We start from the raw sequence: 23566 nt of genomic DNA on the forward strand, positions 1-23566 counted from the left end.
GACGGCTTCCGGCACCCATGATCTGTGGGTCACCGTCAACAACCGCGCCGACTGGGGGACGGCCTACAAGCCGTCGCCCCCTCCCCCATGGACGAATCAAGCAGAGAGGAACAGGGCAACAGAACTGCTCGTCACGGCGCAGTTCTGTTGCCCCTGGAGAGCTCAGCGCGGCAGCTCGCTCGCCCCCATCAGGAACTCGTCCACGGCCCGCGCGGCCTGCCGTCCCTCGCGGATGGCCCACACGACGAGGGACTGGCCCCGGCGCATGTCGCCCGCCGCGAAGACGCCGGGGACGTTGGTGACGTAGCCGCCCACCTCGTCCGTCCCGGCCTTCGCGTTGCCCCGCTGGTCCCGTTCAACCCCGAACACGTCGAGGATGCTGCCCACCGGGCTGACAAAGCCCATCGCCAGCAGCACGAGGTCGGCCCTCAGAAGCTCCTCGCTGCCGGGAATCTCGGTCATTTTGCCGCCCTGCCACTCCAGGCGCACGGTCTTGAGGGCCGTCACTTGCCCGTTCTCACCGATAAATTCCTTCGTGGCGATGGCGAACTCGCGCTCGCCGCCCTCCTCGTGGCTGGAGGACGTGCGGAGCTTGTGGGGCCAGTACGGCCAGGTCAGCGGCTTGTTCTCGTGCTCGGGGGGCATGGGGAGCAGCTCGAACTGGGTGACGCTGGCGGCACCGTGGCGATGCGAGGTCCCCATGCAGTCGGAGCCCGTGTCACCGCCGCCGATCACGACGACATGCTGGCCCCCGGCGTGAATCTGTCCTGCCACCCGGTCGCCCGCGTTCACCCGGTTCTGCTGAGGCAGAAACTCCATGGCGAAGTGGACGCCCTTCAGCTCCCGTCCCGGCACGGGCAGGTCGCGCGGCTGTTCGGCCCCACCCGCGAGGAGCACGGCGTCGAACTCGGCGCGGAGTTGCTCCGGCGTCACCGTCTCGCGCGCCAGGTTGGTGACCTTCGACCCCTCCGGCAGTTCGCCCACCAGCACGCCGGTGCGGAAGGTCACGCCCTCAGCCTCCATCTGACGGACGCGGCGGTCGATCAGTTCCTTGTCGAGCTTGAAGTCGGGGATGCCGTAGCGCAGCAGGCCGCCGGGGCGGTCGTTCTTCTCGAAGACGGTCACGTCATGCCCGGCGCGGGCGAGTTGCTGAGCGGCGGCCAGCCCTGCCGGACCCGAGCCGATCACTGCGACCCGCTTTCCGGTCTTGAAGGGCGGCGGCTGGGGCGCCACCCACCCTTCCTGCCAGGCGTGGTCGATGATCGCGCGCTCGATGGACTTGATGCCCACCGGCTCGTCGGTCGTGAGGTTCAGCGTGCAGGCCGCCTCACACGGGGCGGGGCAGATGCGCCCGGTGAACTCGGGGAAGTTGTTGGTGGCGTGCAGCGCGTCGATGGCCGTGCGCCAGTCGTTCTGATAAACGAGGTCGTTCCAGTCGGGAATGAGGTTGTTGACTGGGCACCCATTGTTGCAAAACGGAATGCCGCAATCCATACAGCGGGCGGCCTGCACCCGCGACTGCTCGACGGTGAGTTCGTGGACGAATTCGTTGTAGTTCCGCAGGCGCTCGTCGATGGGCTCGTAGGCCTCTTTGACGCGCCGGTATTCCAGAAAGCCGGTGACTTTTCCCATGCTCGCTCCTCAGCTCACTTCGTCAGGACGCCCTGGCCGGTCGGCTGGCCCACCTCGGCCGGGCCGCGCCCCGTCTCCTTGCCCAGGTCGCCCAGCGCCCGCTCGTATTCGCGCGGGAAGACCTTGACGAACCGCGGCAACGCCTCCTCCCAGCCGTCGAGGAGTTCGCGGGCGCGCAGCGAGCCGGTCCAGCGATGGTGCTCCTCGATCAGCCCCCGGAGTTGCGTCTCGTCCGTCTGCCCCCGGTGCCAGAAGCGGCGCTCGATGGTCGCCTCCTGCTCGGCGGTGGAGACCACCCGGTCCAGCGACACCATCGCCGCGTTGCAGCGGCTGGCGAAGGTGCCGTCCTCGTCGTACACGTAGGCGATGCCGCCCGACATGCCCGCCGCGAAGTTGCGCCCGGTGCGGCCCAGCACGACCACCGTGCCGCCCGTCATGTACTCGCAGCCGTGGTCACCCGTGCCCTCGACGACTGCCGTCGCCCCCGAGAGCCGGACCGCGAACCGCTCGCCCGCCACCCCCCGGAAGAATGCCTCGCCCGAGGTCGCGCCATACAGCACCGTGTTTCCCACGATGATGTTCTTCGTGGCGTCCCCCCGGAAGTCGATGGAGGGCCGCACCACGACCCGCCCGCCCGAGAGGCCCTTGCCGGTGTAGTCGTTCGCATCCCCGATCAGGTAGAGGGTGATCCCGCTCGCCAGGAACGCGCCGAAGCTCTGGCCCCCGTTGCCCTCCATCTGGATGAAGACGGTGTCGTCGGGCAACCCATCCGGGCGGCGGCGGACCAGCTCGCCGGAGAGCATCGCGCCCACCGTGCGGTTGACGTTGCGGGCGGCCTCCAGCACCTTGACCTTCTCGCCGCGCTCAATGGCGGGGCGACACTTCTCGATCAGGGTCACGTCGAGGGCGCGTTCCAGGCCGTGGTCCTGCGTCTCCACATGGCGGCGGGCGACATCCAAGGGGACGGCGGGCTGGTGGAAGACGCGGCTGAAATCCAGGCCGCGCGCCTTCCAGTGCTCCACCCCCCTGCGCGTGTCGAGCAGGTCCGCGCGTCCGATCAGGTCGTCGAAACGGCGGATGCCGAGCAAGGCCATGATCTCGCGCACCTCCTCCGCCACGAAGAAGAAGTAGTTGATGACGTGCTCGGGTTTGCCCGCGAACTTCTGCCGCAGCACCGGGTCCTGGGTCGCCACGCCCACCGGGCAGGTGTTCAGGTGGCATTTCCGCATCATGATGCAGCCCTCGGCCACGAGCGGCGCGGTGGCGAAGCCGAACTCGTCCGCGCCCAGCAGGGCGCCGATCACCACGTCGCGCCCGGTCTTCATCTGGCCGTCGGCCTGCACACGGATGCGGCCCCGCAGGCGGTTGAGCACCAGCGTCTGCTGCGTCTCGGCCAGCCCCAGCTCCCACGGCGAGCCCGCGTGCTTGATGGAGGACCAGGGGGAGGCGCCCGTGCCGCCGTCGTGGCCCGCGATGACCACATGGTCGGCCTTCGCCTTCGCCACACCGGCCGCAATCGTCCCCACGCCGACTTCCGACACCAGCTTCACCGAAATGTCGGCCTGCGGATTCACGTTCTTGAGGTCGTGGATAAGCTGGGCGAGGTCCTCGATGGAGTAGATGTCGTGGTGCGGGGGAGGGGAGATCAGGCCCACGCCAGGGACTGAATGCCGCAGCATCCCGATGTACTCGCTGACCTTGCCGCCCGGCAATTGTCCGCCCTCGCCCGGCTTGGCCCCCTGCGCCATCTTGATCTGGATTTGATCGGCGGAGACGAGGTATTCGGTGGTGACGCCGAAGCGGCCCGAGGCGACCTGTTTGATCTTGGAGCGCAGGGAATCGCCGTCTTGAAGCGCGTAATTTGCCGGAGCCTCGATGCGGCCCTCGCCGAGAATTTCTCTCAGGGTCATGCCCGCCGTGATCGTCCCGCCCTGCATCTCCTCCCGGTAGCGGGCCGGGTCCTCCCCGCCCTCACCCGTGTTCGACTTGCCGCCGATGCGGTTCATGGCGACGGCGAGGGTGGTGTGGGCTTCCGTCGAGATGGAGCCCAAGCTCATCGCGCCCGTGGCGAACCGCTTAACGATCTCAGAGGCGGGTTCGACTTCCTCCAGCGGAATCGCCTTCTCCGGGTCCGCCTTCAGCTCGAACAACCCGCGCAGGGTCATATACCGCCGCGACTGGTCGTTGATGATCCGCGCGTACTCGCGGTACGTCTCCACCCGGCCCGAGCGGGTCGCGTGCTGGAGCTTGGCGATGGCGTCCGGCGTCCACATGTGCTCCTCGCCGCGTGCCCGCCAGGCGTACTCACCGCCCAGATCGAGCATGGAGGCGAGCAGCGGGTCCTCGCTGAAGGCCGCCCGGTGCAGCCGCAGCGCCTCCTCCGCGACCTCGAACACGCCGATGCCGCCGACCTGGGTGGAGGTGCCGCGGAAGTACTTCTCGACCAGCTCCTCGCCCAGGCCGATGGCCTCGAAAATCTGGGCCCCGCAGTACGACATGTACGTGCTGATGCCCATCTTCGACATGACCTTGGACAGGCCCTTGCCGACGCCCTTGACGTAGTTGGCGACCGCCTTCTCCGGCGTCACGCCACCCGGCGCGTCCCGGTACAGGTCCGCCAGCGTCTCCAGGGCGAGGTACGGATGAATCGCTTCCGCCCCGTATCCGGCCAGGACCGCGAAGTGGTGGACCTCCCGCGCCGAGCCCGTCTCGACGACCAATCCTGCCGTCGTCCGCAACCCCTGGTGGACGAGGTGCTGGTGGACCGCCGACAGCGCGAGCGGCGCGGGGATGGCGACGTGCTCGCGGTCCATCGCCCGGTCAGTCAGGATCAGGATGTTGTGCCCTTCCCGGATGGCATCCACGGCGTGCGCCCGCAGTGAGGCGAGCGTGGCCTCGATGCCCTCGCGGCCCCAAGCGGCGGGGTAGCAGATATTCAGCTCGTAGGGCCGGAACTTGCCGCCCGTCTGCGCCTCGATGGAGCGCAGCCGCGCCATGTCGGCGAAGTCGAGGACAGGTTGGGTCACCTCCAACCGCATCGGCGGGTTCACCGCGTTGATGTCGAGCAGGTTCGGTTTGGGGCCGATAAAGGACACCAGCGACATCACGACCTGCTCGCGGATGGGGTCGATGGGCGGGTTGGTGACCTGCGCGAACAGTTGCCGGAAGTAGTTGTACAGCGGCTTGTTACGGCTGGACAGCACGGCCAGCGGCGAGTCGTTGCCCATCGAGCCGATGCCCTCCTCGCCCGCGGCGGCCAGCGGGTCGAGCAGGAACTTCAGGTCCTCCTGCGTGTACCCGAACGCCTGCTGACGGTCGAGCAGCGACTCCCGGAAGGCGAACGGCGGCGCGGCGGCAGCGAGGTTCCCCAGTTCAACGCGCACATTCTGAATCCACTGCCGGTACGGCTTGGCTGAGGCGTACCGCGACTTCAGCTCCTCGTCCTCCAGAATGCGCCCCTCGTCGAGGTCGAGGAGGAACATCCGCCCCGGCTGGAGGCGCCACTTCTTCAGAATCTTGTGCTCGGGAATGGGCAGCACGCCCGACTCTGAGGCGAGGATCACGAGATCGTCGCGCGTCACGATGTACCGCGCCGGGCGCAGGCCGTTGCGGTCCAGCGTCGCGCCGATCTGCCGTCCGTCAGTGAAGACCATCGCGGCGGGGCCGTCCCAAGGCTCCATCATCGCCGCGTGGTACTCGTAAAAGGCGCGGCGGCGCTCGTCCATGCCGGTGTGCCCCTCCCACGCCTCGGGAATCAGCATCATCGCGGCGTGGGCGAGGGGGTAGCCCGCCATCGTCAACAGTTCCAGCGCGTTGTCGAAGGTCGCGGTGTCCGACTGCCCGCGCAGGCTGATGGGGTAGAGCTTCTGAAGGTCGTCGCCGAGGACGGGCGATTTCATCACGCCCTCGCGCGCCCGCATCCAGTTGAAATTCCCTTTGACGGTGTTGATCTCGCCGTTGTGCGCGACCATGCGGTACGGATGCGCCAGATACCACTCGGGGAAGGTGTTGGTGGAGAACCGCTGGTGGACGAGGGCCAGGGCCGACACCACCCGCTCGTCCTGAAGGTCGAGGTAATACTCGCCGACCTGCCCCGCGAGCAGCAGCCCCTTGTAGATCACCGTGCGGCACGACATGGAAGGCACGTAGTATTCGCGTCCATGGGTCAGCTTGAGGCGCAGGATCGCCAGCGACGCCCGCTTGCGGATCACGTACAGCTTGCGCTCCAGCGCGTCGGGCACCAGGATGTCCGGCCCGTGGCCGATGAAGACCTGCCGGATGATGGGCTCTTTGGCCCGCACCGTCGGGGACATGGGCATCTCGCGGTTGACGGGCACGTCGCGCCAGCCGAGTAAAACCTGCCCCTCGGCCCGGATCGCGCGTTCCAGTTCCTGCTCGCACGCCAGGCGGGAGGCATGCTCCTTGGGCAGGAAAATCATGCCCACGCCGTAGTCGCCGGGACGGGGCAACGTGACGCCCTGCTTCGCCATCTCGGCCCGGTAGAACTCGTCGGGAATCTGGATCAGGAGGCCCGCGCCGTCGCCCATGAGTTCGTCGGCACCGACAGCCCCCCGGTGGTCGAGGTTTTCCAGAATCCTGAGGCCCTGCGTGACGATGCCGTGGCTCTTGTGCCCCTTCAGGTGGGCGATGAAGCCGACCCCACAGGCGTCGTGCTCCTGGTCTTGCCGGTACAGGCCCTGCTCGCTGAGCGCTGCTCTTTCCTGAGGCGTGGGGTGACGCATCGTGTCGTGGTCCATCAGGCACTCCTCTCCGGTCGGCGCCAGGCGCTGCGGAGTTAGAGCATACACAACATGTATACACACGCCGCTCAGTTGTCCATGTGTGCCTCGTCCGCCAAACCCGCGCTAGACAAGTTCGAGCGGTGATCGGCAGGGGCGGCGAGCCCCCGGTGCCGGTCCATAGAAATATTCATAAACCTGCATAGTTTTGAAACTCCGAACACGGGTCGTTCTTGGCGCTCTGCCACTGGGGTATGTCGGGAAGTGGGGGCGACCTGACTCCCCTTCAAAACGCGGCTTGGGAGTCGCGAGGGTGTGCCAAGACGACCGAGCGGTAAGGCTCGCCTCCCTCTTCCGCTTGACAATAGTTGTTGCAACGACTATATTCCGAGCGTCGCCCTGTGGCGCCCAGGAGTCTTCCCATGTCCCTTCCCACACTCCCGCACCCCGAACCTGCCAGCAGCCTGGAACATCAGGTGTACCTGGGGCTTCAGCGTCTGGCCGCCGATCTGGGGCACCAGACGGCCGAGCTGCTCAAGGGCTCGGGCCTGAGCCTGGCGCAGTTCAACGTGCTGCGGATTCTGCGGGGTGCGGGCGAGGGTGGGCTGACCTGCGGCGAGATCGGCGAGCGGCTGATCACCCGCGACTCGGACGTGACCCGGCTGCTCGACCGGCTGGAAAAGCAGGCGCTGGTCACCCGCACGCGCAGCACCCAGGACCGCCGGGTGGTGCTGAGCACCCTCACGGACCAGGGCCGCGCCCTGCTCGCCGACCTCGACGCGCCCCTCGCGGCCCTGCACCGGGCACAGCTCGGGTCCCTGGGACCGCACAAGCTCCGGCACTGGCTGACCCTGCTGGGAGAAGCCGCCGCCGCGAGCCAGGAGGTCGGCTGAGCGACTCGCCCCCTCTCCGTGCTCACGGTCCTGCGGTCACTGCCCTTTGCCCGACGTTTCGCACCCGATACTCGTTTCAACAACTTTCTGCTCAACAAGGAGACGCCCATGACCACCCTTCCCGCTGCCCCGGCCCGCTCCATCGCCCCCGACCTCGGCCTGACCGTCTTGCGCGTGCTGATCGGCGTGATTTTCGTAGCGCACGGCCTGCAGAAGTTTTTTGAGTTCGGCCTGCCAGGCACGGTCGGCGCCTTCACGCAGATGGGGGCTCCGCTACCCGCGCTGAGTGCTCCCCTGGTCGCTGGGGTCGAGCTGCTGGGCGGCGCCGCGCTGATCCTGGGGCTGCTGACCCGCGCTGCGGCGGCGCTGCTGGCCCTCAATATGCTGGGTGCCCTGCTGCTGGTGCATCTGGGTGGCGGGTTCTTCGCCCCGAGTGGGATCGAGTTCGTGCTGGCCCTCTTTGCCGCCAGCGTGGCCCTCGCGCTCACGGGAGCGGGCCGCTACTCCCTCGACGCCCTGCTGGCCCGCCGGACCTGACGCCCTTCCCACACGCCCTTCATCTCCCCGGAGGCCCCCCATGACCACCCCCACCTCCCGCCTGCATCCCGAGCTTTCCCTCGGCGCCGCTGAACTGACTGTCTCTGACCTGGGCCGCAGCCTCGCCTTTTACGAGCAGGTGCTGGGCATGACGGTGCTGGAGCGGGAGGATGGGACCGCCCGCCTGGGCACGCCCACGCGCCCGCTGCTGAAGCTGACGGAGGTGCCCGGCGCCGCGCCCGCGCCCCGCTCCTCGCCGGGCCTGTACCACTTCGCGGTGCTGCTGCCCACCCGCGTGGACCTCGCCCGCTGGGTGTGGCACGCGGCGGGGCTGGGGCTGCGCCTCGGGCAGGGCGACCACCTCGTCAGCGAGGCCTTTTACCTGAACGACCCCGACGGGCACGGCATCGAGGTCTACCGCGACCGGCCCCGGCAGGAGTGGCGCTGGAACCTCGATCAGGTCGAGATGGCCTCCGACCCCATCGACATCGCGGGGCTGCTGGCGGAACCCGGCGCGGACACACCCTTTGCCGGGCTGCCGGAGGGCACCGTGATGGGCCACTTCCACCTGCGGGTGACGGACCTCGCCGCCACCGAGGCCTTTTACCGGGGCGTGCTGGGTTTTGACGTGGTGGCCCGCTGGCCGGGAGCGCTGTTCGTGTCGGTGGGCGGCTACCACCACCACCTCGGCCTGAACGCTTGGCAAAGCGAGGGAGGCCGTCCCGCGCCCGAGACGACAGCCCGGCTGCTGGGCGTGGAGCTGACGCTGCCCGGAGCCGCCGAGGTCGAGCGGCTGGCCGCGCACCTGGAGGCCGCCGGAGTCCCCTTCACGCGGAACGGAAGCGAAGTCACCGTGCGCGACCCGGCGGGCAACCGCCTGAGCTTCGGGACGACGGCGTAGGTGGGCAGCGGCCGGGGCGGCCTGTTTTTCCGTCCTGTGCCCGTCCGGCTGTCCTGCACTCGTCGGCGTTGGGGGAGCGCGGAGTTCTCGCACACCGGGGGGCACTCTCTCCCCCTTCCCGAGGCGCGGCGGCACTGCAGCACGCCCGAGGACCTGCACGACGTGGCCTTCTTGCCGGGCACGGGCCACACCGGGCACACGAAGGGCCGCCGCGACGCGGAACACGCTCGGCAGGACCCTGGGGGGCGGCGCGGTTCCGCGTTCCGGCACGGCCGCTTCTTGAGGCCCCCCTGAGGGACGGCCCGGCCCGCTGGCGCGTCCCGTAGACTGTCGGACATGAGCGGCTGTGCCCTGATTCCCCTTCCTGTTCCGGCCCGCCGGAGGGAAACCGCATGACGCAGCGACCAGAGTCTGGCGGCCCAGGAGCGCCCACCCTGGCCGGGGCGGTGGCGCTGTGGCAATCCGGCGACCTCGGCCGGGACGCACTCGTCGGGCAGCTCACGGCCGTGGGCGGGGGCGAGGCGATTCACGCCCTGATCGGGGACCTGATCGGGGAGGCGCCGGGGCACGAGGTCGCGGGCGCCGCCGACACCGACGGGTGGCGGGCCGAGTTGCTCGCCTCGCGGGCCAAGGCGTGGGCGCACCCGGCGAGCGCGGGGCTGCTGGTGGGGCCGCACGTCCTGATCCTGACCGACGGGCGCCGGGGGGTGGTGCTGACGCCAGAGGGCACCCGCGTGCTGGGGGGCAGCGTCAGCGCGTCCATGCTGCTGCTGTGCCAGACCATCGTGATGGCCGACCACGCCGTGGATGCCCAGGAACTCGGCGCCCTGCGCCAGCAGCGCATCGAATCCACCTCCACGTCCCTCTCGGAGATCGAGCCGCTGCCTTAACTTGGCCGCCACGGCACACGGCGGGCCTGCTGCCTCCAGCGCTGGGCCATGAAGAAGCCCCCAGGCGAACGCCTGGGGGACCCTTGCTTTCAAGCTCAGTAGCGGTAGACGGTGGTCTCGCTGACCTCGACGACGATGGTGCGGTTGGCCCCCCGGTCGACGGTCAGGGTGACGGTGCCGGTGCGGCCCTGGAGGGTGCCCACGTAGCCGCTGGCGGTCTGCCGGGTGCTCTGGAGAACGTAGCCCTGGCGCTGGAGGTCGGCGACCTTCTGGTCGTAGGCGCTGCGGGCGGGGTCCTGAAGCTGGGTGCCCGCGATGGCGCCGAGCAGGCCCCGGAACAGGTCCAGCACGATGTTGCCGGGCTGCGCGGGCTGGACCGGCTGCACCGGGGTCACGGCGACGGGCGCGGCGAAGTCCACGTTCAGGTTGGTGGTCACGCCCGCGCGGACGGTGATGGTGGTCGAGAAGTCCTGGAAGCCGGGGGCCTGCACGCGCACCGGGTAGGTGCCGGGGCGGATGTTGCTGTAGGTGACGTTGGCGCCGCCCAGCCGCTGGCCGTTGAGGGTCACGGTCGCGCCCGCCACGTTGGTGCCCACGAACAGCCCGCCGGTCTGCACCGGGGTCTGCGCGGCGACGTTGAAAAAGGCGGTGTCGGTCACCCAGTTGGTCTGGGGCAGCGGCGTCACCACGATGCTCAGCGCCTGCGCGAGCTGGTCCTGCCCACGGGCGGTCACGGTGGCGAACTGGTCCTGCTGGGTCTTGAAGGAGCTGACCTGATCGAGGTTCAGCGGCGTCAGGCTGGCGAGCGCGAGCACCTTGTTCAGGCCGACCGGGCCGTCGACCGTGAAGGTGAAGGTGTCGCCCGCCGCCGGGAAGACCTTGGTGGTGTTCGCCTTGATGAAATTCGCGCCGCTCTCGAAGCGGTTGGGGAGAATCTGGGTGACCTCGCCCGTCGCGTCCACGTTGAAGAGGTAGACGTAGGCGTCGCGGTTGACGGTCGTCGAGATGCGGATGTTCTCGCCCACGCGGTAGCTGGGGGTGCCGGTGCCGCTGGCGTCCCTGTCGACCCGCACGCTCACCGAGAGGTCCGGCTGCACGGGGTTGACGATGATGCTCTGGGCGCTGAGGCGCGGCTGCGCGAAGGCGGAGGTCGTCAGGGCGGCCCCGAGGGCCAGGCTGGTGGTCAGGACTTTCTTCATGCGGGCCATCATGCCGCGTCCGCTTAACGGCTTTCTGATGCCCCGGCGCCGGAACTTGAGCCTGCCTTTAGCGGCCGTAAGGTTCTCGCCAGGAAACTGGGGGACCCCCCGGAGGTGGCCCGGCGCCTTCAGGATTTCCGCGCCAGCGCCCCGGCCGCCGCCGCCGCCGCGAGGCCCCCCGCGAGGTACCAGGTGGCGGTCAGCGCGGGCGTGCGGGGCGACCGGGCGCCAGGCTGCCGCCCCAGCCCCAGCGGCTCCGGGAGCGCCACGGCGCCCACTCCGGCCGCCAGCCCCAGCGCCGCGCCCCGCGCCCAGTGCCCGCCGGTCTGGCCCACAGCAACCAGGCTGTAGTACAGGGCGTTGGAAAGCAGGTCGGCGGCCAGGGTCGCCCGGTAGAGGTCACGGCCGCGTGGCGGCTCGGCGCCCGCCGCCCGCAGGGTGCCGCTCAGGGCACGCTCCCCGATCACGTCCATGCGCGGCGCGTGGGGCAGGACGCGCCGCACGCCCTCGTTGAGCAGCGTCACGGTGACGGCCCCGGCGACTCCGGCGGCCACCGCGGCGGGCCAGCGCGGGCGGGGGGGACGGGGGGCAGGGGCCGTCGCGTCTTGGTCCGGTCGGTCCTGGGGATGGGCTGGGGTCACGCCTCCTTACATAGCGCATCCGGGAGCCAGCGGTGGGGCGCAGCCGGGGGGCCTCCCCGGCGGGTCCTGCCCGGCGGGTGCAGACGCCGCCCGGCCCAGGCCGCATACTGGGGCGGTTCGGCCTTCTTTCCAGCCCCTCCAGCCCCCTCCCATTCAGGAGCCTTGCCCCATGCCTGCCCGCCTCTTGTCTGCCCCGGCCCCGCGCTGGCTGCCCCGGTCCGTAGGATGGCTGAGCGCCGCGCTGCTGCTGGGCATCACGCTGGCCGATCTCCTCACGCCGGGCGGGCTGGTCGTGGGCACGCTGCTGACCGTGCCGGTGGCGCTGGCCGCGCTGGGTGGGCGGCGCAGGCTCACGGGGTGGCTCACCGCGCTGGCGGTGGCGGCGAACGTGGGCGCGGGGCTGCTGGGGGGCGTGCGGGACGCCCCGGGACCGGAGGAACTCGGCAACCGGGCGATTAGCGTCGCGGCGGTGCTGCTGGTGGGGGCGCTGTCGCTGCGGGCACGGGAAGCCTCGGCGCGGGCGGCGCGGCTGGCCGCCGAGGAAGGGCGGCTGGTGCGGGAGCGGGCGCTGCGGCGCGTGGGCGAGGCCGTGGGCGGGGCGCTGGGCGAGGCCGACTTCGTGGCGCGGGCGGCGGAGGCGCTGCGGGAGCTGGCGGGCGCAGACTCGGTCGAGATCGGGCGCCTGTCACGCGCCACCCTGCGCGGGCCGCACGCCCTGAGCCCGCCCGGCGCTCCCTCGCACCTGGGCCGCCGCCTGCCACTGGAGGTGCTGGCGCGGACGGGCGCGGAGGCGAGCGGGACGGACTCGCCCTTCGTGGGGCACCTGCGCCGCGCGGGGGAAGACGATCTGCTGGTGCTGGTGACGCGCCCGGCGACGGAGCCGGAACGGCTGCGCGAGGCGCTGGCGACCCTGGAAGCGCCGCTGGAGCGGGCCGCACTGCTCGACAGCCTGCGGGTGCAGGGCGAGCGGCTGGCCCGGCGTGGGGAGGTGCTGCAAGACCTGGTGTACGCCTTTTCCCACGACCTGCGCACGCCGCTGCTGGCAAACTCCATGAACATGCGGGCGGCGCTGCGGGGAGCGTACGGTCCCCTTCCCGACGCGTACCGCGCCACCCTGGACAACGGGCTGGAGGCGAATACCGAGCTGCTCGCGCTGGCCGATCAGCTCCTGCTGCTCGCCAAGTACGAGAGCGGCGAACCCGGCGGCGAGCGGCGCGAGGTGACGCTGCGCGACCTGACGCTGGGCGTGATCGGGCAACTGGAGGAGCGGGCGCGGGCGCGGGGGGTGGTGTTCGAGCCGGAGCTGGAGGGCGTGCGGGTGTATGGGCTGGCGCACGACCTGCGGCGGGCGGTGCAGAACCTGCTGGAAAACGCGGTGAAGTTCAGCCCGCCGGGGGGCACGGTGTGGGTGACCCTGCGCGGGCGCGGCGACGAGGCCGTGCTCGCCGTCACCGACGAGGGGCCGGGCGTGCCCCCCGCGCGGGAAGCGACCCTGTTCGGGCGCTTCCGGGGCGGGGGGGCGGGGGGCGGCACCGGGCTGGGGCTGTACCTCACCCGGCAGATCGCAGCGGCGCACGGCGGCACGGTGACTTACGCCCGCACCGCCCGCGCCCAGAGCGTCTTTACCCTGACCCTGCCGCGCGGCGAGGCGGGGTAGCCTGCGGGCATGAGCGCCCCCGCCGCCCCCATCCGCGTGCTGCTGGTCGAGGACCACGCCTTTACCCGCGACGGGCTGCGGGCCACCCTGAACCTGGAACCCGACCTGCGGGTGGTCGCCGAGGCCCGCAGCGGCGAGGAAGCGCTGGAGGTGCTCGCCCGCGTCGCGGTGGACGTGGCTGTGCTCGACATCGGGCTGCCGGGGATGGACGGGGTGCGGGCGGCGGCGGAGATCAAGCGCGGCTGGCCGGAGGTGCGGATCGTGATGCTCACCGCCCACGACCTGCGCGACGAGGTGTTCGCGGCGCTGGCCTCGGGGGCCGAGGCCTACTGCCTCAAGCGCGAGACGCCCGAGCTGCTCCTCCTGGCGGTGCGGGCGGCGGCGGCAGGCAGCGCCTACCTCGACCCCCGCATCGCGCACCACGTGCTGGGGGGGGTGCGGGCGCCCGACGCCGCCTCGCCCCTGACCCCACGCGAGACCGAGGTGCTGCGCCTGATCGCCGACGGCCACCCCAACCGCGAGATCGCCGCCCGGCTGGGCGTCAGCGTGAGCACCGTCAAGCTGCACGTGCAGGACGTGCTCGTGAAGTTGCAGGCCGCCGACCGGACGCAGGCGGCGGTCAAGGCGCTGCGGCAGGGGCTGCTGTAGGGCCGCCCCCCCGCGCCCGCTGGGGGAGGCGCACCCACGAACAGGCCCTCAGGGTGGACGGGACAGCCCCTTTTCCTCGCGTTTGGCGCGGTACATGGCGGCGTCGGCGCGGCGCAGCAGGGCCTCGCCGTCGGGGTCCTCGCCGGGCAGGGTCCCGGCCACACCGACCGTGACGTGCAGGGGCAGGCCCCCCACCCGCCGGGCGTGCAGCGCCGCGTGGATGCGCCCGGCGACCACCTCGGCCTCGGCGGCGGCGGTGTGGGGCAGCAGCACGGCGAACTCGTCGCCGCCCCAGCGGAAGACCTCGTCCCCGGCCCGCAGCACGCCCGCGACGGCCGCGCCGATCTGCACGAGTGCCTCGTCCCCGGCGGCGTGGCCGAGGCCATCGTTGATGGTCTTGAAGTTCGACACGTCCAGCACCAGCAGCGAGAGGGGCTGCCCGTGGCGCCGGGCGGTGGCGACCTGCCGGGCCAGTGACTCGGTAAAAGCGCGGCGGTTGGGCAGCCCGGTCAACACGTCGGTGCGGGCCGCTTCCTCGATGCGGGCACGCTGGGCCGTTTCGCGCAGCAGCGCCGCGGCGTGCAGGGCAAAGGTGCGGGCCACCTCGACCGAGTCCCCGCTGAAGGCCTGCGGGTCGTGCAGGGCGTCGATGTTGAGAAAGGCGTAGACCTCGCCCCGGTAGGGCACCGGGACCCCCACGTTGGCGGCGATCCCATGCACCGAGGGCAGCAGGTGGTCGACCCACACACCCGCGCGGGTATACCCGGTGCCGTGGACGCCCTGCCCCGGCTGCACCAGCACGCGCGGCACCCCGGCGGCCCACGCGTCCGCCCCCAGGCCGTACCAGCGGTCGCGCACGTCCCCCAGGGTAAAGGTCACGTCGCGCAGCTCGGTCATGTCGTGAACGATGGCCGCCCGGTACCGGAACACGTCGCCCTCGCGCACGAGCAGCGAGCCTGTCTCGGCGCCGGGAATGATCCGCAGCGCCTCTTCGAGCAGGGGCTGGTAGGCGGCTTCCGCCCCCAGCGCCAGCAGGTTTTCCTGAAGCCGCAGCAGCGCGGCCATGTGGCGGGTGAGCTGCACCCGCTCGAACTCCAGGCCCGCCGCGTGCGCCATCGCCCCCAGCAGGTCAAGGTCGTGCGGGGACCACGCGCGGCCGGGAGGCGCCGTGAACCACATCGCCAGCCGGGGCCGCCAGCGCCCGGCGAGGGGCAGCAGCAGGCCCTCTGGCCGGACGAGAGGCTGGCCCCGGCGCAGGGCCGAGCGCTCCCCAGCGCTCCAGTCGGGCAGGGGACCGGGGTCGCCCATCCGCCAGCGGGCCTCGGGGTGCAGCGTGCCGTGGCGGTCGCGCAGGCCCTGGGCACCGCGCAGGCCGAACTCGGCCACCACTCCCCGGAGCAGCCGTCCCACCAGGCCGAGGTCCTCGCCCTGCCCGGCAAGCTGTTCGGTGAGGCGGTGCAGCCGCTCGGCCCGCGCCCGACCGGCCCCCACCTCCAGCAGCGCTCCCACTCCGGCGGCGAACAGCAGCCACGACCCCAGGGGAGCGTCCGGGGGCAAGCGCAGTTCGCGCACCACCTCGTCCCGGCAGCGCAGCGGCACGCCCCCCGCCCCCGGCAGCACGACCTGCGCCGCATCCGGCCCGATCCCGGCCAGCAATCCCGGCAACTGGGCCAACACGTCGTCGCCCGGCACCCGCCCCAGAGCGGTGAGCACCGTCGCCAGTCGTCCGTCCAGAGTGTGCGCCAAGGCTGTCCTCCGCGCTCAGCTTAGGAAGCAGGTCCTGACGGCACTCTTTCAACCCCACGTGCGCCGGGTGGTCCTGCCAACCCGTTTATGACATAATAACGGCGGATTTGATCTGTTCACAACAGAACGACCTCTCTCCCTTCGAGGTAGCCATGACCCGAGCCGCAAAGAAAAAGGACGTGACCGAACAGCCCGCTTTCCCGAAGGGGGCGGACATGCTGACCCAATTCGCCGACCTCGTCGCCACGGCGGGCGTGGCCAGCGAGGCCCCCGCCCTGCACGCCGACGGCGTGGACGAGGGCCGCCTGAACGCCGTGCTGAGCGCCGAACTGCGGCTGGCCCACGACCGCTGGGGGCTGGGCCTGCTGCACCTGCACCACGCGGCCGAGCTGCGCCGCGCCGAGGCGGGGCTGGACATCGCCCTGCTGGTCGACGGGGCCGAACGCGCCCGCGTGAGCGAGGGGCCGCAGACGGTCGCCGCGACCTACGCGGTGATGACGGCGCCTGGCGCCGACGGCCTGAGCGAGTGGGGCGTGCTCGAAGGTGGCCACCGGGTCACCCTGCGCCCCGGCCTGGGCCAGATCAAGGTTCTGGTCGAGGACGCCCGCGACTTCGAGACCCACTGGACCCAGGAGCGCGGCGGCCTGTGGACCCGCACCTGGCGCCAGGGCGAGACATTGGCCGTCGAAGTCCACCGCCCCGCCTCGCCCACGACGGCACTCGCCGACGCCGCCTGGGACGTGATCGCGTCCATCAAGGACCGCAACTTTCAGCGGGAGCTGATGGAGCGCTCCAACAGCGTCGGGATGCTGGGGGCGCTGCTGGGCGCCCGGCACCGCGGCGCAGGCGAGGCGCTCGCGCTGCTGCCCGAAGCGCACTTCGCCGTCAGCTCGGCCGTGCTGCGCGTGCAGGGCACCGAGGCCCGCAGCCTCGACCGCTGGAAGGCCATGCTGCGCGAGGGTGCCGAGCAACTCGACGACCTGCAACGCGCCGGGACCAAACGGCTGGCCTCTGTCCTGAGCGGCGGCCTGCGCTGAGCGCTCCTTCTCCTCTCCCCTCCCGCCCTGGGAGGGCTTTTTTATGAGACACCGGGTGCAGTGGGCCGTCTACACTGCTGTGGGGTCCCCTCCGTGCTCTATGAAAATGTAAGCTGATTCTGGGGTTGCGGGTCGCCCCTGAGGGTGCGCGAGCGGGTCAGGGGGCCGTGCTTCCGAAGTGTGTTCCCCACGGGTGTGGGGATGGTCCGCTGGTTATTCGTGGCGGCGTCAAGGTTGAGTTGTGTTCCCCACGGGTGTGGGGATGGTCCGGCCACCGCGCCTGGCCTCGCGGGGTTCGGGCAGTGTTCCCCACGGGTGTGGGGATGGTCCGAGTCCCCCATCACCGCCGCTCAGATCGTCAAGGTGTTCCCCACGGGTGTGGGGATGGTCCGGAGCGGCGGTCCGTGTGCTGCTGGTTTAGTCGGTGTTCCCCACGGGTGTGGGGATGGTCCGGGCAGACGGTGGGGCGCATCATCACCTCCACTGTGTTCCCCACGGGTGTGGGGATGGTCCGCGGCTCAATTTGAACAGGGCATGGCGGAATTGGTGTTCCCCACGGGTGTGGGGATGGTCCGGCGAGGACGGCCAGCACGCCCAGGAGGTCACTGTGTTCCCCACGGGTGTGGGGATGGTCCGGTGTTGTATTCCTGTTCACCCTTTGCGTAGGAGTGTTCCCCACGGGTGTGGGGATGGTCCGACACCGCAGAGAACTTCTTCGACCTCCAGAACGTGTTCCCCACGGGTGTGGGGATGGTCCGGGAGACTCCCTTGCCAGCATCCCCGCCAGCTCGTGTTCCCCACGGGTGTGGGGATGGTCCGGGAGGGGACGCCGATGAATGAATGGAGTGACCGTGTTCCCCACGGGTGTGGGGATGGTCCGGGATGGACGCGGGACAGCATTAAAGGCAAAGGGTGTTCCCCACGGGTGTGGGGATGGTCCGCGGAGGAGGTCGCCGCCCTGGAGGAGCAGGTAGTGTTCCCCACGGGTGTGGGGATGGTCCGTCCTCTAGCGCGTCCCTTTTCTTGCCCACCCTGTGTTCCCCACGGGTGTGGGGATGGTCCGCTCCAGAGCGAGTACAACGCCACGACCTCTCAGTGTTCCCCACGGGTGTGGGGATGGTCCGTCGCCCGCCCATGCCCTCGCCCTGGCGCTGCTGTGTTCCCCACGGGTGTGGGGATGGTCCGGAGAGGACAGCGTGAAGCTCCGCCTCAAACTGGTGTTCCCCACGGGTGTGGGGATGGTCCGCTCATTCCCATGCCAGAGCGGGGGCTGTCAGTGTGTTCCCCACGGGTGTGGGGATGGTCCTGCGGGCATGACCTCCAGATGACGCGGGAGCTAGTGTTCCCCACGGGTGTGGGGATGGTCCGTGAACGTGTTCAAGCGCGGCGGACGCGTGCGGGTGTTCCCCACGGGTGTGGGGATGGTCCGTCGCCGGGGCGCTGGCCGGCATTGGGGCGGCCGTGTTCCCCACGGGTGTGGGGATGGTCCGGTGCAGCTTACCCGGGAGAGTCCCCCTGCGGCGTGTTCCCCACGGGTGTGGGGATGGTCCGCCCGCCGCCGCCCCGGTGGATTACGGCTCATGGTGTTCCCCACGGGTGTGGGGATGGTCCGCCCCCACAACGCCCTGTGCTCGCGCTACTTCAGTGTTCCCCACGGGTGTGGGGATGGTCCGCGGACCTGAACGCCGTCCGGCTCCGGGTGCCGGTGTTCCCCACGGGTGTGGGGATGGTCCGGCGGCGGCCTGCCGGTCAGTCGGGAGGGCAGTGTTCCCCACGGGTGTGGGGATGGTCCGGCCCCCAGCCGGAGCCGGGGGCAGGAGGGGGAGTGTTCCCCACGGGTGTGGGGATGGTCCGGTCACGCCGGAGCAGATCGCGGCGGCTGAGGAGTGTTCCCCACGGGTGTGGGGATGGTCCGATGTTCTGCACGGCGTCCCGCGCCAGCTCGAAGTGTTCCCCACGGGTGTGGGGATGGTCCGCTCATCCCCATGCCGGAGCGGGGGCTGTCGGTGTGTTCCCCACGGGTGTGGGGATGGTCCGGTGTACCTGGACAGCAACAATTCCTTCGGGCAGTGTTCCCCACGGGTGTGGGGATGGTCCGAGCAGCGCGTGGGGCAGGCGGAATGGAATGGAGTGTTCCCCACGGGTGTGGGGATGGTCCGGCCCGCGCCCAGCTCTATATGGTCCTGATGCGTGTTCCCCACGGGTGTGGGGATGGTCCGCACGGTAGCGAGGTGAGGCGGATGCTCCTGTTGTGTTCCCCACGGGTGTGGGGATGGTCCCCCGTCCCGACCGGCCAATTCGCTACCCCGTCCGTGTTCCCCACGGGTGTGGGGATGGTCCGACGTGCATACCGAGTTTGGCGACACCCCCGCCGTGTTCCCCACGGGTGTGGGGATGGTCCGGGTTCGATGGGCGCGATCTTCAGCGGTCCCATGTGTTCCCCACGGGTGTGGGGATGGTCCGCTGCGCTTCCAGCAGGGCCACCGTCGCCTCGCGTGTTCCCCACGGGTGTGGGGATGGTCCGGCCATCGGACTCAAACCCGTGGCAGGCTCTGAGTGTTCCCCACGGGTGTGGGGATGGTCCGGCCTTTTGATTGGCTTCGTCCACCTGCTCGTAGTGTTCCCCACGGGTGTGGGGATGGTCCGGCCCGGAGCGCGTGCGCCTGCCCCTCCCGGATGTGTTCCCCACGGGTGTGGGGATGGTCCGGCAAGCAGACAAGGCAGAGCGGCGGAAGTGCCGTGTTCCCCACGGGTGTGGGGATGGTCCGCTGTCGTTTGACCAGCTCCGCGAGGCCATCCGTGTTCCCCACGGGTGTGGGGATGGTCCGATGCGCCGGGCAATGGGAGCGGGGCGGGCGTGGTGTTCCCCACGGGTGTGGGGATGGTCCGATTGGGATTGCACTGCGTCAGGCCCGGAAACGTGTTCCCCACGGGTGTGGGGATGGTCCGTCGGGCTTGTCGGTCGTCTCGGTCGTCATGCGGTGTTCCCCACGGGTGTGGGGATGGTCCGGGGACAGCGGCGCACCCGGCCCTCACGGGCAAGTGTTCCCCACGGGTGTGGGGATGGTCCGGCATTGGCGACCCGTGGAGGGGAACGGGGGGTGTGTTCCCCACGGGTGTGGGGATGGTCCGCGGAGGTAGACCTGGGCGGGGATGCCCTTCAAGTGTTCCCCACGGGTGTGGGGATGGTCCGAAAGCGGCTCCCCGTCCCCGCTGGCCGAAGGGGTGTTCCCCACGGGTGTGGGGATGGTCCGCGCAGCTCGTGCACCTCGTCGACCAAGGCCAGGTGTTCCCCACGGGTGTGGGGATGGTCCGTGTCGCCAGTAACGCTGGAGGATCGCTGCTGTGTGTTCCCCACGGGTGTGGGGATGGTCCGCAGATGCAGATGGACGCCCTCGCGGGCATCTTGTGTTCCCCACGGGTGTGGGGATGGTCCGGCCCTGGGTCGCGCGCAGAAGTTCTTGCAGGAGTGTTCCCCACGGGTGTGGGGATGGTCCGACCCTCACGGGACGCATCGGCACGCTCGCCAGGTGTTCCCCACGGGTGTGGGGATGGTCCGACGGGCTCCGTCCGGGCCATGCCGCTGGCGGGGTGTTCCCCACGGGTGTGGGGATGGTCCGGGGATGAGCGCGGCCGACACGGGCGCCGACGCGTGTTCCCCACGGGTGTGGGGATGGTCCGAACTCTCGTGATACGTGTCCCAGTTTTTAGAGGTGTTCCCCACGGGTGTGGGGATGGTCCGCTTTAGCGGCGTTCGCCGCATCTTGCGCGGTGGTGTTCCCCACGGGTGTGGGGATGGTCCGGCCGCCGCCCTGGAGCACCTCGTGAGCAGCGGGTGTTCCCCACGGGTGTGGGAATGGTCCGGCGTTACTCAGGCGGAGGCACTCGTCGTAACGGTGCTCCCCACGGCCCTGCTGAGCAGCCTGCCCCTCCCCTACCCGGCCGACGACCCGTTCCGGCGCTCGTCGGCCTGGCGGCGCTGGCTGGCGAGGTGCAGCAGGGCGCGGGCCGAGCGGGCGTCGCGCGGCCACAGCGCGGTGCCCACGCTGACGCCGGGCAACTCGAATCCGGCGTCCCGCGCGGCGCTCAGGGCGCGGGCGGGGGCCTCGCGGGCCTGGCGCTCGGCGGCCTCGCGCTCGCCTTCTGCGGGAGCAGTCAGCAGCAGGGCGAAATGCACGCCGTCGAGCCGGTAGGCCTGGTCCCCACCCGTCAACCCGCTTCCCAGTGCCTCGGCACACCGCGCCAGCAGGGCGTCTCCCTCCACGTGCCCCAGCGCCCCGTTGAGGGCGGCAAAGTCCGTGAACGCGCAGCGCACGAGCACGAACGGCGCTCCCCCGGCCACCCGCGCGTCGAGATCGCGCTCGAAGGCGCGGCGTCCCGGCAAGCCGGTCAGGGCGTCGAAGGTGGCTTCGCGCTGGGCGGCGTCCAGGGCGGCGCGGCGGCGCACGCCCGCCATCACGCTGCGGCCCACCGTTTCCAGGAGCACGCGGTCGGCAGCGGCCCAGGCCAACGGGCGGGTCCGTACCGCCAGGAGCGAGAGCGCCTGATCGCCGGACGTGACCAGCGGCACCTGCGCCGCCACGCAGACTCCGGCCGCCGCAAGGTCCGGCCGTGCGCGGGCGAGGCTGGTGGGGTGGTCCAAAAACAGCACAGTCTCGCCGCTGGGACCAGCCTCGCGGGAGGGCGGCCGGGTCAACTGCTCCTGCACGTGCGGACTCAGCCCCGGCGCCTGCCAGACCGTGCGGGCCTGTTCCAGTTCCCCCCCGGTGGAGATCAGCCCGGCCCAGTCGAGGTCCGTCACCCCCGCGACAAGGGCGACGGCATGCTCGGCCAGCTCGTGCGGCAGCAGGTCGAGGTCGGCGAGTTCAAAGACGGCCAGCAGGGTCTCGCTGTGCTGGGTGACCCGGCGCAGCTCCTGCACCAGACGGTCGCGGGCGCGGGCCTCACGTTCCAGTTCGGTGGCGACCCGCCGCAGTTCGAGTTCGTCGATAGCCAGGGCCGCGAGGTTGTGCAGCGCCTCCCGCTCGGCCGAACTGACCTCCTCGCGGGGCACCGTGTCCAGCACGCACAGGGTGCCGATATTGTGGCCGGACGGCGTCGTCAGGGGAGCGCCAGCATAAAAGCGGTACCCCCCCGGAGCCGTCACCAGTGGGTTGTCCACGAAGCGGTCGTCGGAGCGCAGGTCAGGGACGACCAGCACGCCAGGCTGCATCACGGTATAGCTGCAAAAGGACACCTGCCGGTCCAGCACGCGCAGGTCAACGCCCACGCAGGCCTGACACCGGGTGCTGTCCTCGGCGACAAAGTTGATCAGCGCGATGGGTGCCCGGAAAAATTGCGCGGCCAGCGTGGCGAGGCGGGCAAAGGCCTCTGCGGGAAGGTCATCCAGAATCGCGTACCGGGACAGCGCCTCCAGCCGCGCGAACTCCTCTGTCGGAAGGATGGGGGACATGCCCGGCCACTCTAGACCGTGGCTTGTCACTTCCTCCTCACAGAAAGCTCAGGCGAAGTGGGTCCGTCGGAGCGCGTGGACAAGCCGCGCCGTAGCGCAGAGGCTTAGCCCCGCCGGACTTCCGGGGAAACGGGGACCTCTGGCCCGGAGGAAGGAACGCCGCGCTCGGCCCATGTCCGGGAGGGACGAGGTTCGTCGTTCAGCGACATGAAGCCCAGGGCGACCAGCAGCAGGGTCGTCGCGGCCATCACCAGGGTCAGTTCCATGCCCCCAGTGTGCGGAGCCGCCGCCGCGCCTGCCAGGACCCTGGATTCAGTGAGCCCAGAGGGAGTCTAGAGCCCTTCTTCAGACGCCGGGGAGGAGCACCAGCAGCCGCAGGTCGCCGAGGTTGTGGCCGGTCGGCCCGGTGAGCAGGGCGTCGCCCAGGTGGGTGAAGAAGGCGCCGGAGTCGTTGCGGGCCAGAAAGGCGTCCGGGTCGAGGCCCAGCCGCCGCGCCCGCATCAGGGAGTCGGGGGCAAGAAAGGCTCCGGTCGCCGTGCTGTTTCCGTCTACCCCGTCGGACCCGGCGGAGAGGGCGTAGATTCCGTACTCACCCAATTCCCGTAGCAGCCACAGCGCGAATTCCTGGTTTCTCCCGCCCACCCCATCCCCGCGCAGGGTCACGGTCGCTTCGCCGCCGGAGAGGAGGACCACTGGAGCAGTCAGGCCGGAGCGGCGCCGCCGAAGCTCCGCCGCGTGCCAGGCCGCGAGGTCGCGCACGTCGCCGTCCTGGGTCGCGGAAAGGAGGTGGGCCGCGATCCCGCGCCGGGTGAGGGCGTCGCGGGCCGCCCCCAGCAGCACCCGCCCGGAGCCGACGATCTGAGTCTGGGCCTGGGGCAGCTCGCCGGGCTTGGGGGTTTCGGGGAGGTCGCCCCGCGCTCCGGCCTCCAGATGGGCGCGGGCCTCCGGGGCAGCGATGCCGAAGCGGTCCAGCACCGCCAGCGCGTCCGCAAAGGTCGTGGGGTCCGGCACGGTCGGCCCCGACGCGATCACAGAGGGGTCGTCCCCGATCACGTCGGAGATCAGGAGCGCCCGCACCTGGGCTGGCGTGGCCGCCGCCAGCCGCCCGCCCTTTATCCGCGAGAGGTGCTTACGGACGGTGTTGATCGCGGTGATGTCCGCCCCAGCCGCCAACAGCTCACGGGTCAGGGCCTGCTTCTGGGCCAGCGTGACCCCCCAGGGGGCCGAGAGGAGAGCGCTGCCGCCGCCGGAGACGAGAACCAGCAGGCGGCTTCCGGCGGGCAGGGCTGAAACGCGGGCCAGCACCGCCTCCGCCGCCCGCACGCTGTCCTCGGTGGGGACGGGGTGGGAGGCGGGGTGGACTTCGGCGCCGGGGGGAACCGACAGGTCGGCCGAGTCGCGGGGCGGAACAGCGAGACCGGGAACCCCTGGGGAGGCTTCCAGCGCCGCCCGCAGCATGGGCAAGGCCGCCTTGCCGAACGCGACCACGAGGTCGGGGCGCGGCCCGTCCAGATGGGGCGCAAGCAGCCGGGCCGGGGCCACCGCCGCCAAAGCCTCCCGGTAGGTGTCTTCCAGCACGGCCCGCCAGTTCATA

The 23566-nt window shown here is 70.7% G+C and carries 15 protein-coding genes and 1 CRISPR repeat array; of the genes, 7 read left to right on the plus strand and 8 right to left on the minus strand.

Translation table 11 applies throughout. From position 1 onward, the window contains the following. Window positions 1-162: 162 nt before the first annotated feature. Both L1280_RS08650 and L1280_RS08655 read right to left on the minus strand, forming a co-directional pair. Complete coding sequence (locus tag L1280_RS08650) at window positions 163-1632, minus strand: glutamate synthase subunit beta (RefSeq protein ID WP_253581708.1); 1470 nt, start codon at window positions 1630-1632, stop codon at window positions 163-165. 14 nt (window positions 1633-1646) lie between these two features. Continuing rightward, a complete protein-coding gene (locus L1280_RS08655; protein WP_253581710.1) occupies window positions 1647-6389 on the minus strand; it encodes a glutamate synthase-related protein in 4743 nt (1580 codons plus the stop codon). Between the two features lie 404 nt (window positions 6390-6793). Here L1280_RS08655 and L1280_RS08660 point away from each other — a divergent pair, with 404 nt between their 5' ends. The 4 genes from L1280_RS08660 (at window position 6794) to L1280_RS08675 (ending at window position 9592) form a co-directional block, all read left to right on the plus strand. Continuing rightward, a complete protein-coding gene (locus L1280_RS08660; RefSeq protein WP_253581711.1) occupies window positions 6794-7264 on the plus strand; it encodes a MarR family winged helix-turn-helix transcriptional regulator in 471 nt (156 codons plus the stop codon). Between the two features lie 108 nt (window positions 7265-7372). After that, window positions 7373-7801 (plus strand): DoxX family protein, encoded by a 429-nt coding sequence (locus L1280_RS08665; protein ID WP_253581712.1) that lies wholly within the window; start codon window positions 7373-7375, stop codon window positions 7799-7801. Window positions 7802-7841: 40 nt separating this feature from the next. Continuing rightward, window positions 7842-8702, plus strand: a complete 861-nt coding sequence (locus tag L1280_RS08670) for a VOC family protein (protein WP_253581713.1) — start codon at window positions 7842-7844, stop codon at window positions 8700-8702. A gap of 392 nt (window positions 8703-9094) precedes the next feature. Then, window positions 9095-9592: a hypothetical protein gene (locus L1280_RS08675; protein ID WP_253581714.1), complete on the plus strand. Its 498-nt coding sequence runs from the start codon at window positions 9095-9097 to the stop codon at window positions 9590-9592. Between the two features lie 95 nt (window positions 9593-9687). Here the strand turns inward: L1280_RS08675 and L1280_RS08680 are convergent, their stop codons facing one another. After that, entirely contained in the window at window positions 9688-10791 is a 1104-nt protein-coding gene (locus L1280_RS08680; protein ID WP_253581715.1) for a DUF4384 domain-containing protein, read from the minus strand. 128 nt (window positions 10792-10919) lie between these two features. Continuing rightward, window positions 10920-11432 (minus strand): hypothetical protein, encoded by a 513-nt coding sequence (locus L1280_RS08685; RefSeq protein ID WP_253581716.1) that lies wholly within the window; start codon window positions 11430-11432, stop codon window positions 10920-10922. Between the two features lie 169 nt (window positions 11433-11601). Here L1280_RS08685 and L1280_RS08690 point away from each other — a divergent pair, with 169 nt between their 5' ends. Beyond that, window positions 11602-13089 carry a HAMP domain-containing sensor histidine kinase gene (locus L1280_RS08690; RefSeq protein WP_253581717.1) on the plus strand — a complete coding sequence of 496 codons (1488 nt, stop codon included), beginning with the start codon at window positions 11602-11604 and terminating at the stop codon, window positions 13087-13089. Between the two features lie 9 nt (window positions 13090-13098). Next, window positions 13099-13737 carry a response regulator transcription factor gene (locus tag L1280_RS08695; protein ID WP_253581718.1) on the plus strand — a complete coding sequence of 213 codons (639 nt, stop codon included), beginning with the start codon at window positions 13099-13101 and terminating at the stop codon, window positions 13735-13737. A gap of 48 nt (window positions 13738-13785) precedes the next feature. Here the strand turns inward: L1280_RS08695 and L1280_RS08700 are convergent, their stop codons facing one another. Continuing rightward, window positions 13786-15483 carry a diguanylate cyclase gene (locus L1280_RS08700; protein WP_253581719.1) on the minus strand — a complete coding sequence of 566 codons (1698 nt, stop codon included), beginning with the start codon at window positions 15481-15483 and terminating at the stop codon, window positions 13786-13788. A gap of 152 nt (window positions 15484-15635) precedes the next feature. On the opposite strand from L1280_RS08700, the gene L1280_RS08705 reads away from it, so the two are divergent. Next, the gene (locus L1280_RS08705) at window positions 15636-16520 is read left to right on the plus strand and encodes a DNA repair protein (RefSeq protein WP_253581720.1); all 885 of its coding nucleotides are present in this window, start codon (window positions 15636-15638) and stop codon (window positions 16518-16520) included. A 180-nt stretch (window positions 16521-16700) separates the two neighbouring features. After that, a CRISPR array of direct repeats spans window positions 16701-20384; the repeat unit is 29 nt; unit sequence GTGTTCCCCACGGGTGTGGGGATGGTCCG. Between the two features lie 70 nt (window positions 20385-20454). Here the strand turns inward: L1280_RS08705 and L1280_RS08710 are convergent. From L1280_RS08710 to L1280_RS08720, 3 genes are all read right to left on the minus strand, one after another. After that, window positions 20455-21972, minus strand: coding sequence for a diguanylate cyclase domain-containing protein (locus L1280_RS08710; RefSeq protein ID WP_253581721.1), 1518 nt, complete (start codon window positions 21970-21972; stop codon window positions 20455-20457). Between the two features lie 104 nt (window positions 21973-22076). Further along, window positions 22077-22238 (minus strand): hypothetical protein, encoded by a 162-nt coding sequence (locus L1280_RS08715; RefSeq protein WP_253581722.1) that lies wholly within the window; start codon window positions 22236-22238, stop codon window positions 22077-22079. A 79-nt stretch (window positions 22239-22317) separates the two neighbouring features. Continuing rightward, a complete protein-coding gene (locus L1280_RS08720) occupies window positions 22318-23565 on the minus strand; it encodes a glycerate kinase (RefSeq protein WP_253581723.1) in 1248 nt (415 codons plus the stop codon). Between the last annotated feature and the right edge of the window lies 1 nt (window position 23566).

It is taken from the genome of Deinococcus sp. HSC-46F16 (assembly GCF_024171495.1).
In the GTDB taxonomy this organism is placed as follows: Bacteria; Deinococcota; Deinococci; order Deinococcales; family Deinococcaceae; genus Deinococcus.

Bases quoted from the DNA above. Each gene is read 5' to 3' on its own strand.
- L1280_RS08650 (WP_253581708.1), bottom strand. From the start codon at position 1,632: ATGGGAAAAGTCACCGGCTTTCTGGAATACCGGCGCGTCAAAGAGGCC.
- L1280_RS08655 (WP_253581710.1), bottom strand. From the start codon at position 6,389: ATGGACCACGACACGATGCGTCACCCCACGCCTCAGGAAAGAGCAGCG.
- L1280_RS08660 (WP_253581711.1), top strand. From the start codon at position 6,794: ATGTCCCTTCCCACACTCCCGCACCCCGAACCTGCCAGCAGCCTGGAA.
- L1280_RS08665 (WP_253581712.1), top strand. From the start codon at position 7,373: ATGACCACCCTTCCCGCTGCCCCGGCCCGCTCCATCGCCCCCGACCTC.
- L1280_RS08670 (WP_253581713.1), top strand. From the start codon at position 7,842: ATGACCACCCCCACCTCCCGCCTGCATCCCGAGCTTTCCCTCGGCGCC.
- L1280_RS08675 (WP_253581714.1), top strand. From the start codon at position 9,095: ATGACGCAGCGACCAGAGTCTGGCGGCCCAGGAGCGCCCACCCTGGCC.
- L1280_RS08680 (WP_253581715.1), bottom strand. From the start codon at position 10,791: ATGAAGAAAGTCCTGACCACCAGCCTGGCCCTCGGGGCCGCCCTGACG.
- L1280_RS08690 (WP_253581717.1), top strand. From the start codon at position 11,602: ATGCCTGCCCGCCTCTTGTCTGCCCCGGCCCCGCGCTGGCTGCCCCGG.
- L1280_RS08695 (WP_253581718.1), top strand. From the start codon at position 13,099: ATGAGCGCCCCCGCCGCCCCCATCCGCGTGCTGCTGGTCGAGGACCAC.
- L1280_RS08705 (WP_253581720.1), top strand. From the start codon at position 15,636: ATGACCCGAGCCGCAAAGAAAAAGGACGTGACCGAACAGCCCGCTTTC.
- L1280_RS08710 (WP_253581721.1), bottom strand. From the start codon at position 21,972: ATGTCCCCCATCCTTCCGACAGAGGAGTTCGCGCGGCTGGAGGCGCTG.
- L1280_RS08715 (WP_253581722.1), bottom strand. From the start codon at position 22,238: ATGGAACTGACCCTGGTGATGGCCGCGACGACCCTGCTGCTGGTCGCC.
- L1280_RS08720 (WP_253581723.1), bottom strand. From the start codon at position 23,565: ATGAACTGGCGGGCCGTGCTGGAAGACACCTACCGGGAGGCTTTGGCG.